The organism is Camelimonas sp. ID_303_24, from assembly GCF_053543495.1.
In genome coordinates this window covers 21,638-29,853 of the sequence record NZ_JBLLJM010000019.1, presented here as the reverse complement: position 1 = coordinate 29,853, position 8,216 = coordinate 21,638, and the positions used below count along the sequence as shown (strand labels likewise).

Below are 8,216 nucleotides of genomic sequence, written 5' to 3'. Positions count from 1 at the left end.
AAAAAGTTCAAATTCGATGCAGCTCGCCTGCTCACGATGCATTCCGCCTTGCTTTCGATCGATGACATCCCATTGATTACCAACATTTTTCGGCAGTCTTTCCACATGTCGCCCTCTATGTAGCGCCGCGCCGGGAGCGTCGGACGCTGCGATCCAGCGCACCATTCCGCTTGCCCTCGCCCAGGATCAGCCATGTTCATCCTGCTCTTGGCGCCAGTTGCTCCTGGCGTCACGACTTGCTGCCAGAGGTCACAGCCCGGGCTGTGGAGGTGGCGCGCGCCCTCCCCTCAGGCTATCTAGAGCAGGCTATATGCAGAGATTGTCGCGCTCGCCGGACCTGACGGGGCTGGCGGGCCTCTCGGATCTCTCGGGTCTCGCGACGGCGGGGCCACAGGGTATTCGATCGGTTTCGTATTCAATCGGTTTCCGGGCGCTCCAGGTCTTCATCCTGGAGAGCGGCGCCAGGATCCGCGGCAGGGGCAGACTGACACAGGCATGGTGCGCGACAAGCCCGATAACGCAGTAATGGACGCGCCGCAGCGCCGGCTGGCGGAGCGCCTGCACATGGCGCCCGACATAGGCAATGAACCGCCGCTCAATCCCGGCGGCATTTCCGCGCCACGCGTTGACCGGCGCGCCGTCAGCCCGCGCTGGTTTTCGGGCGCGGTTCTGACCGGCGTCAGCGGCGTCGCCCTCATCGGCTCGGCCATTTATGTCTCGCTGGAGAGCGACGCCTCCGTGCTGCGCACGCCAGAAATGGTCAACGCCAGCTATCGCGCCAGCGCGACTCCGGGCGAGGCTCCGGTCGTGTCCACCCGGCGCGCCGACCGCCTCGTGCGCTTCGAAATCACCCCCGGCGCCCGGCAGAACTTCAAATCGCCGATGACCCTGCGCGTGGGCGCCATGGAAGTCATCAAGGTGCGCAACTTCGTTCGCGTCGCCAGTCCGCTGGCCATGTCGACGGGCCAGTACGCAACCGATATTCCGCAGTTCAATCCGCTGCAGATGTTCACCGACAACAGCGCCGAGCCAGAGCGTGAGGCACAGCCGGAGCCAGACGTCGCTGACGCAGAGGTTTCCCTTGTCAAAACCAGCCTGACAGGCACGGAAACCTTTGCATCATCAGAGCTTTCCGAATCAGAGGCGGCTGCCCAGATCCGGCAGCTGCGCACGATGGCGGCGAAGCAACCCGCTGTGAACGCCCCCAGCCTGCCATTGCCGCCCCAGTTGCTGCTGTCGCGCAGTCTGCGCCAGTTCGACAGCGGCGGCGAGGCCGGCGCTGAAGGCGGAGCCTTTGGCCAGGCTTCGGACGCGCCCTTCTCCCGCATTGAAGTGCACGTCATTCCCGAAAACCTGACGGTGCTGCCCAAGGCGACGCTGGACGCCGCCCAGGCTTCTGACGAAGAGCTGGTGACCCTGAAGAAGGACGAGACGCTGGAAACGGCCTTGCGGGCCAGGGGCGCGGACGACGAACAGATACGCAGCATCCTGCGGGCCATCGCCGCGAAGATGCGCATTGGCGCGATTGGCGAAGGCAACCGCCTGCGGATTCTGGTGGCGCCGGCCCCAGCCGCGGCTGGCCAAACCTCAACCCGGCGCCAGATCGTCCGGGTCATGGTGATTGGCGCCAACAAGGTCGAGGCGATCGCCGCCCTCGACGACCGGGGCGCCTTCGTCGCCATTGAGCCCGAGAACGAGACCGCGCAAAACGCGCGCGCCCCCCAGTCCGAGGATGATGACGACAACAGCGACAGCGGCGCGCCACGCCTCTACGCCAGCCTTTACGAAACCGGCCTGAAGAATGGTCTGACACGCGAAATGGTCGCCGACCTGATCCGGATTTTCGCTTACGACTTCGATCTGGAGCGGCATATCTCGGCCGGAGACCGGCTTGAGGTATTTTTCGCCGAGGATGAAGAAGGCGGTTCGCCGGAGATGCTGTTTGCCTCGCTGACGGTCAATGGCGAAACCCGCAGCGTCTATCGCTACCAGGGCCCGGACGGCGCGGTCGAGTACTTTGATCGCGATGGCAAGTCCCTGAAGAAGTTCCTGCTGCGCAAGCCGATTTCGGAAGGCATCCTGCGCTCTGGCTTCGGCATGCGGCACCACCCGATCCTCGGTTACTCGAAGATGCACACCGGCGTTGACTGGGCCAACAAGGTGGGCACGCCCATCCTGGCGGCGGGCGACGGCCTGGTCGCCCAGGCCGGCTGGCACTCCGGCTATGGCCGCCACACGGAGATCCAGCACACCAACGGTTATGTAACGACCTATTCGCACCAGTCGGCCTTCGCCAAGGGCATCAAGCCCGGGGTGCGGGTGCGCCAGGGCCAGGTCATCGGCTATCTGGGCAGCTCCGGCCTGTCGACTGGCCCGCACCTGCACTACGAGGTGCTGATCAACGGCCGCTTCGTCAATCCGATGCGCATCAAGGTGCCGCGCGGCGGCGAGCTTGACGGCGTGGCCCTGGTTGAGTTCCGGCGGCGGCGCCAGCAAACCGACGAGTTGATGGAAAAGGCCGACGGACCGCGCGTCGCTACCGCCACGCCAGCCTCTCAAACCCAGCAACCCTGAGGCGGCGGCCCGCCGGGCAGTTTCAGAAACCGAGCGAAGCGCGCAGTTCCAGCGGCGTCACGCCTTCCGCCCGCAATTGCCGCAGGGGTTTCGAGCCCAGGCTCTTGGCCAGCTTCTCCCCGGTCGCATCGCGGATGAGATCGTGGTGCAGATAGGCAGGCGCCGGAAACCCCCACAGGGTTTGCAGCACCCGGTGGATCGCTGTCGCCGCCTCCAGATCGCGACCGCGCACCACATGGGTGACGCCTTGCAAGGCGTCATCCACCGTGACCGAGACATGATAGCTGGTCGGCGTTTCCTTGCGGGCGACGATAACGTCTCCCCAGGCCAGCGGATCGACGGCAATCATTTGCGCATGAAGCCCGGCGCCCAGCGCCCGCATGGCCAGTTGCGCGCCGCCGGTGAGCGCCATGGCCCGCCGCAGGGCCCCGGCCATGTCGAGCCGCAGGGCGAACGGGCGCCCGGCGCTGTCTGGCGCATCCGCCCGGCAACGGCAGGTTCCCGGGTACAGCAGCGCGCCATCGGGATCGCGCCCCGCCTCCCCCCTGAGCCTTGCCGCGGCGGCGATGTCCGATCGTGAGCAGAAGCAGCGGTAGGTCAGGCCGGCGTCGGTCAGCCGCCCGATGTATTCGCCATAGACGCCGAAGCGATCGCTCTGGCGCAGGGGGGCGCCGTCGAAACGCACGCCAAGCCAGTCCAGATCCTCCAGCATGGCGGCGTTGAACTCCGGCCTGCAACGCGCGACGTCAATATCCTCGATGCGCAACAACAGCGCGCCGCCCAGCTGGCGGGCCAGCCGCTCGTTGAGCAGAACCGAATAGGCGTGCCCCACATGCAGGAAGCCGTTGGGGCTGGGCGCGAAACGCAGCGCCGGGCGGGAGGGCGCCGTCTTCCGCGGCGCGTCGCAATCCCCTGTCACGCGGTTTTCCATCCCCGATCGGTCCCCGTTTGATGTCAGCTCGCGAAGGCAGGGCATTCCGGCAAATCATTCCGGCCGGCCGACGCAAGGCAGATGTAGGAGAGCGCCGCGAAAACGCCAACCGGCGCCGCCTCGCCCCGGCCCGGAACAACGCCTGACAACAGGCCCCTGGCCATAACAGCTCTTCACCCGCGCGCCGGATTTTCCTGGATCGCCGCAACGCGGCCCCCTCGCTTGAAAACGCCCTGGCGATGGTCCAGCCTGATGCCCCCCGAAATCCGGGCCGCAACATCCAGGAACGGCGCATGCTGATCGATTCCGAGGCCACCCTTCAGGCCAATCTGCTGGGCCTGCTGTCGCTGGATCCGGTGATGGCTGACATGCACGCGGCCGGCGTCGTTCCGCCGTTGCGCAAACGCGAAGGCGGTTTCAGCGGCCTCATCGCCATCATCATGGCGCAACAATTATCCGTGGCCAGCGCCGCGGCCATCAACGCCCGGCTGCAGGCCGCCATTGCGCCGTTCACGCCGGGACATCTGCTGGCGACGCCGCCAGAAACACTGGTCGCCGCCGGGCTGTCGCAACCCAAGATCAGGGCGGCGATTTCGGCCGCCGAAGCCGCCGCCGACGGCCGGCTGGACTTCGACGCGCTCGCAGGCATGAGCGGCGAGGCGGCGCACGCCGCGCTGGTCGACGTCAAGGGCATTGGTCCGTGGACCGCCGACATCTACCTGCTGTTTTGTCTCGGCCATCCGGATGTGTTTCCCGCTGGCGATCTGGCTCTGCAGGAAGCAGCCCGCCTCGCCCTGCACCTGGATGCCCGACCGGACGAAGCGTTGATGGCGGCGCTGGCCCGGCGCTGGAGCCCGTATCGCGGCGTGGCGGCCTTGATGTTGTGGGCGTTCTACGCCGTTACCCGCGGACGCGAGGGCGTCATCAGCGCGCCTGCCGGGGCGCCTGGCTCAGCTCGCGCCCGGCCGCACCGGGCCTGGCGGCCCCAACGCCGCGCGGCGCTGCCGGCGGACGGCGGCGCGATGCCAGGCCAGGCGGCGTGGGCGGATATTCTCGAAGCCCTGCACGCTACCGATCCGGAAGTACGGCGCGCCGGCGCAGCGGGGCTCAGCGGCGCTCTCAACGGCGCCTTCGACAGCAACCATGCCGGCGCGCTGGCCGGGCGGATTGCCGTCGAGCCCGAGCCGGCGCTCCGCCGGGCGTTGATGCGGACGGCGGCGCGACTGTCCGGCGATACGGCCAGCGCCAGCCGGCTGTTCGGGCCGCTGGCGCGCATCGCCACAGGCCAGAACGGCGATCAGCTTCCGGACCGGCTGGCGGCGCTCGGCGCTCTTGAAACCCTGGCGCAGCGGCGCCCGGAACTGGGGCCGCGCTGGCGGCGCCTGCTTGCCAGCCTTGATGCCGGCGGATCCAGCCGGCTGCAGCAATTTCTGGCAAGGCGGCGCTGACCCCTGGTCGGGAAGAGACTGGCAAAAGCTCGGCAAAAAAGATCACGAAGCAGCTGGGGCATCCGCCGCCAGCAAGGCGCCATCACCGGGTGGCGCCTGTCCCTGCGGGCAAAACCGGCGTCATCGAGGCCGGCAGCCCCACGTCCGCCACCTGCTGCATCTTGCCGCGCCCCGCTGCCTGCCGCCCGTCTGCGCCCTCTGACGGCCGGCTACCCGGCGGCCCTTTCTGTCGCCGCTTCAGGTTGCGAAGACGCGTGAAGCCTGTTCGGCGCCCGGGTTTGCCGGGATGCAGCGGTCGTGGCGTCATGCCCGTCATCATGGGCCTCGTCATGGGCGCGCCGTGGCGCGGCGCCATTTTTGCCTTGTGAATCGGGCTTAACCTGCTGGGCGCCAGACCGGCGCTCCGGTAACGCCAGGGGAGATGCTTCATGGCTCTGCGGTTTGATGACGTTTCGGCGAACTGCCCCCGCCTGATGCCCGAGGGCAATCCGGTGCGCCGGCTGGTGGTTCTGCTCCATGGCGTTGCCTCCGACGCCAGCCAGCTGTTCCGCCTGGCGCAGGACTGGCGGCGCCTGCTGCCGGACACCGCTTTTGTCGCCCCCAATGGTCCGCAGCCCTGCCCGGACGCTGATGGCTCGCGGCAGTGGTTTCCCCTGCCATCATTCGAGCCCGCCGTGCGGCGGGCGGGCGTCGCCGCCGCCGCGCCGGCGCTGGACGCCTGGCTGGACCAGGAGCGGGATCGCCACCAGTTGCGCGACGCCGACATCGCCCTGGTCGGCTTCAGCCAGGGAGCGCTGATGGCGCTCGCTGTCGGACTGCGCCGCTCCCGCCCCATCGCCGCCATCGTCAGCTTTTCCGGCATTCTCGTGGACGCCGACCAGCCGGAGGCCCGGCGATTGCCGGGCGACATCGCCAGCCGCCCGCCGGTGTTGCTGGTGCACGGGGCCGACGACAAGGTGATCCCGCCCGAGGCGCTGGAACTGACAGCCCGGGTGCTGACGGCCGCCGGCGTGCCGCATCAGCGCCAGGTGCTGAAAGGCGTCGGTCATGCGCCAGGCGCACGCGGCGTCATTTCCGCCGGCCGCTTTCTGGCCCGGGCTTTCGGCTTGCCGGAGCGTCCCCCAGGCCGCCGGCAGGCAGGATAAAGGCCGCCGGCAGGCAGGATAAAAGTCGCCGGCAGGCAGGATTGAACCGCCGGCGGGCAAGGCGAGAAGCCGCCGGCGGGCGGGATCAGAGACGTTGGCAGGCTGGACAAGAGCCGCTGGCGGAGTGCGCGCGCAAACGCCGCGCGGGTTGCAAGGTCCGGCTGGCTACAGCCCGCGCGCCGTTTTCACGGCGCTGTCGGCGGCGGCGCGCAGCAGCGCCCCGTCGCCGGAAACAGCGATGAACGCGAAACCAGCCTGCGCCAGGGCGCGGGCCCGCTCCGGCGTCACCGCATAAACACACGGCGTCTTGCCCGCCGCCCGGCACCGGGCGACCACATGGGCCAGCGCCTGCTCAACCTCGGCCGACTGCGGATCCATCAACGCGCCGCCAGAGAGGGCAATCGACAGGTCCGCCGGCCCGACGAACACGCCGTCGACGCCGTCCACCGCCAGGATGTCGTCGAGCGCCGCCAGCGCCTCGCGCGTCTCCACCATGGCGAAGGCCGGCAGCAGGCTGTTGGCGCGGGCGAGGTAGCCGGCATTGTCGAGGCCACTGAAGAACCGTGATTCGCCCGGGCCCCAGCTGCGCCCGCCAACCGGCGGAAACTTGCAGAACGACGCCAGCGCCCGCGCGTCGGCGGCGCTGTTGATCATCGGCGCGATGATGGCGGACAGGCCGGCGTCGAGCAGCCGCGACGCCGTGGCGAATTCACCAACCGGAATGCGCGCCACGGCAGGCTTGCCGGCGGCCAAAACCAGCGGCGCGGCCCGCGTCACGGCGGCAAAATCAATGGCGCCGTGCTGCATGTCGAAGGTTACGGCGTCAAAACCGGAGCGGGCAAGGGTCGTGGCGATTTGCGGCTCGCCCATGCCGATCCATGCGGAAAACAGCGGACCGCCGCCGCGCAAACCGTCGATGAAAGCCTGGTAAACCGACATGCCGCGCTCCGCTCCGCCTTGTTGACGATGGCCGCTGGTCAGCCCAGCGGGAAACCGACGGCGCGCTCCAGTTCAGCCAGCGCCACCGCCGGATCGATCACCTTGATGGTGGTCATGCCGAGTTCACGAGCCGGCTTCAGATTGACGCCGAGGTCGTCGAGATAGACGCAGCGGGCCGGATCGACGTCAAGCCGGTCGGTCATCATGGTGTAGATGCGCGGGTCGGGCTTGCGCATGCCGAGTTTGGCGCTCTCGATGACCTCATGGAACAGCGCCATGACGTCGGCCTTGTAGACGGACTTGGGATTGTCGGTGGCGCTGACCACCAGATTGTTGGTGATGCAGCCGGTCTTCATGCGCGCCGAAATGCGGCGCAGCGCCTCGACCATTTCCGGCCGGATGTCGCCGCCAAGCAGCTCGAACATGTCGCGGCCAGGCACTTCATGGCCAAGCGCCCTGCTCTCCTCGGCGAACAGACGATCGAAGGTGTCATTGTCGATTTCGTTGCGCTCGACCTTGGCCCAGGCGTTGTCGAGATGGTTGGCCGCGTTGACGCCGCGCAGGAAGTCCTTCGGCAGGCCCCGCTCCGCCTCGTAACGGTTGAACGCCTCGAACGGGCTGGAAGAGATAACGCCGCCAAAATCCCAGATAACTGCTTCGATCACGCCTGTTTCCTCCTTGAACGGTCCAGCCGTCTGGCCGCCCGATCACCGCCGGTTTTCACGGCGTTGTAGAATGCAATCACGGCGTGGGGAAGTGCGGCCGCCGGGGAACTCCGGTCATGACGCCGGACGGACGGCCACAAAACGGTGAGGGGCGGCTCCCTGCGGCCGCGCTCGCGCGAAGCCCGGGTTTTGCTGAAGCACTGGTCCTTGCGGCAACCCGGCCCCGCCCCGACCCCCGGAGCCACGCGCTGTTCAGCTCTGGGGCGCCGTGTTCAGATAAATCTGGCGGCGCTGGTTGGCCGTGGGGTTTTTGTAGGCGACGCATTCGCCAAAATAGAAGCTGTCCGGACGCAGGCTGGAGGGGTCAGCGCAAATGCGCGCCAGCTGCTGCGCGCGCGTTTCCGGCGCCTTGGTCTGGCAGGCGCCCAGCAACAGGGCCGTACCAGCGATCGCAACCGCCCCCGCCATGCGCACCGCCACGACCGCGCGACGTTTGACCAGATTCATGATGTTC

At 68.0% G+C, this 8,216-nt stretch carries 7 protein-coding genes; 3 read left to right on the top strand and 4 right to left on the bottom strand.

The genetic code is table 11. The features are described 5' to 3' along the window. Window positions 1-495: 495 nt before the first annotated feature. A complete protein-coding gene (locus tag ACERNI_RS15225) occupies window positions 496-2,574 on the top strand; it encodes a M23 family metallopeptidase (protein ID WP_448834108.1) in 2,079 nt (692 codons plus the stop codon). A 22-nt stretch (window positions 2,575-2,596) separates the two neighbouring features. Here ACERNI_RS15225 and gluQRS read toward each other — a convergent pair whose 3' ends face one another. Further along, on the bottom strand, window positions 2,597-3,493 hold the full coding sequence (gluQRS, locus tag ACERNI_RS15220; RefSeq protein WP_448834107.1) for a tRNA glutamyl-Q(34) synthetase GluQRS: 897 nt from the start codon (window positions 3,491-3,493) through the stop codon (window positions 2,597-2,599). Between the two features lie 305 nt (window positions 3,494-3,798). Between gluQRS and ACERNI_RS15215 the strand changes: the two genes are divergently transcribed. Both ACERNI_RS15215 and ACERNI_RS15210 read left to right on the top strand, forming a co-directional pair. Beyond that, window positions 3,799-4,953: a DNA-3-methyladenine glycosylase family protein gene (locus tag ACERNI_RS15215; protein WP_448834106.1), complete on the top strand. Its 1,155-nt coding sequence runs from the start codon at window positions 3,799-3,801 to the stop codon at window positions 4,951-4,953. Between the two features lie 428 nt (window positions 4,954-5,381). Beyond that, entirely contained in the window at window positions 5,382-6,098 is a 717-nt protein-coding gene (locus ACERNI_RS15210; protein ID WP_448834105.1) for an alpha/beta hydrolase, read from the top strand. 165 nt (window positions 6,099-6,263) lie between these two features. Here ACERNI_RS15210 and ACERNI_RS15205 read toward each other — a convergent pair whose 3' ends face one another. The 3 genes from ACERNI_RS15205 to ACERNI_RS15195 all read right to left on the bottom strand — a co-directional run bounded on the left by ACERNI_RS15205 (window position 6,264) and on the right by ACERNI_RS15195 (window position 8,209). Further along, the gene (locus ACERNI_RS15205) at window positions 6,264-7,037 is read right to left on the bottom strand and encodes an HpcH/HpaI aldolase family protein (RefSeq protein WP_448834104.1); all 774 of its coding nucleotides are present in this window, start codon (window positions 7,035-7,037) and stop codon (window positions 6,264-6,266) included. Window positions 7,038-7,075: 38 nt separating this feature from the next. Further along, window positions 7,076-7,702: an HAD-IA family hydrolase gene (locus tag ACERNI_RS15200; protein WP_448834103.1), complete on the bottom strand. Its 627-nt coding sequence runs from the start codon at window positions 7,700-7,702 to the stop codon at window positions 7,076-7,078. A 252-nt stretch (window positions 7,703-7,954) separates the two neighbouring features. Then, a complete protein-coding gene (locus ACERNI_RS15195) occupies window positions 7,955-8,209 on the bottom strand; it encodes a hypothetical protein (RefSeq protein ID WP_448834102.1) in 255 nt (84 codons plus the stop codon). Between the last annotated feature and the right edge of the window lie 7 nt (window positions 8,210-8,216).

Excerpts from the sequence above, each read along its gene's own strand:
- ACERNI_RS15225 (WP_448834108.1), top strand. The coding sequence starts at position 496 with ATGGTGCGCGACAAGCCCGATAACGCAGTAATGGACGCGCCGCAGCGC.
- ACERNI_RS15215 (WP_448834106.1), top strand. The coding sequence starts at position 3,799 with ATGCTGATCGATTCCGAGGCCACCCTTCAGGCCAATCTGCTGGGCCTG.
- ACERNI_RS15210 (WP_448834105.1), top strand. The coding sequence starts at position 5,382 with ATGGCTCTGCGGTTTGATGACGTTTCGGCGAACTGCCCCCGCCTGATG.
- ACERNI_RS15205 (WP_448834104.1), bottom strand. The coding sequence starts at position 7,037 with ATGTCGGTTTACCAGGCTTTCATCGACGGTTTGCGCGGCGGCGGTCCG.
- ACERNI_RS15195 (WP_448834102.1), bottom strand. The coding sequence starts at position 8,209 with ATGAATCTGGTCAAACGTCGCGCGGTCGTGGCGGTGCGCATGGCGGGG.